The organism is Aquimarina acroporae (assembly GCF_023195925.1).
Classification (GTDB): Bacteria; Bacteroidota; Bacteroidia; order Flavobacteriales; family Flavobacteriaceae; genus Aquimarina; species Aquimarina acroporae.
The window spans coordinates 1-1,358 of sequence record NZ_JALPRE010000017.1 but is presented as its reverse complement, the minus strand read 5'-3'; the positions used below and the strand labels follow the sequence as shown (position 1 = coordinate 1,358).

General features: G+C 42.7%; 1 pseudogene. It reads right to left on the bottom strand.

From position 1 onward, the window contains the following. Positions 1–1,071, bottom strand: a pseudogene (locus tag M0D21_RS20435) (hypothetical protein); the annotation flags it as partial. Between the last annotated feature and the right edge of the window lie 287 nt (positions 1,072–1,358).

Below are 1,358 nucleotides of genomic sequence, written 5' to 3'. Positions count from 1 at the left end.
ACCATCTGTTCCGTTAGTACCTGCTGCACCAGTTGCACCTCTAGCACCATCTGTTCCATTAGTACCCGCTGCACCAGTAGCACCTCTAGCACCATCTGTTCCGTTAGTACCTGCTGCTCCGGTTGCACCTCGAGATCCATCAGCACCAGTAGCACCTCTAGCACCATCTGTTCCGATAGTACCAGCTGCTCCGGTAGCACCTCTGGCACCGTATGTTCCGTTTGTTGCTGCTGCACCAGTTGCACCTCTTGCACCGTCTTTTCCATTAGTTCCCGCTGCACCAGTAGCACCTCGAGCTCCATCTGTTCCGTTAGTACCGGCTGCTCCGGGAGCACCTCTGGCACCGTCTGTTCCGTTAGTTCCTGCTGCACCAGTTGCACCTCTAGCACCGTCTGTTCCATTGGTACCTGCTGCTCCGGTTGCACCTCTAGCACCATCTGTTCCGTTAGTACCAGCTGCTCCGGTAGCACCTCTAGCACCATCCGTTCCGATAGTACCTGCAGCTCCGGTAGCACCTCTAGCACCATCCGTTCCGATAGTACCTGCAGCTCCGGTAGCACCTCTAGCACCATCCGTTCCGATAGTACCTGCAGCTCCGGTAGCACCTCTAGCACCATCTGTTCCGTTAGTACCAGCTGCTCCGGTTGCACCTCTAGCACCATCTGTTCCGTTAGTTCCTGTTGCACCTGTTGCACCTCTAGGACCTTGGGGTCCTGAACTAATTAATGATGATAAATCAACTTGATTTCCGTTTTCTATTGAAAGTATATTGGTTACTGGGTTAAATGTCAATGTTTGATTGTCATTTCCAGAACATAAGCTAGTCCAGCTATTATTATTGTATTGGAAAACACAATTTTCATCTGTGTTATATAGGATTGCTCCATTAAAAGGAGTGATATTATTCATTTGAGCTGTAGTAACTCTGGTTAGGATCAAGGCTCTATCATTACTTTCGAGTTCCAATAGGGAAGACGGGTCGATGAGATTAGGGTTATCACCAACCTTAACCTGACCAAAAGAGGCTGTAAACGATAAAAATAAAATGATTAGGGGTAATTTTATTTTCATATACATGTAGTGTTTTCGGTTAAAGATCTTAATGTGTCGTACTTTAACTTCTTTAATAACAATTTATAAGTAGGTATTTTAACAGTTTAAATATAAAAATGTTAATACATTAAAATCTATTTAACAAAGCAAATATACACTTTTTTCGATAAAATACAATTTTTACCGGTAAAATACCTTTTAAGTGTTGAGGAAATCCCTTTTTTGTTAAAAGTAAAATCTAAAAATAGAAAATTGATATTTAGTTTTGTATTTTGAATAAATCTAATATATTTGCGGTCACTAAT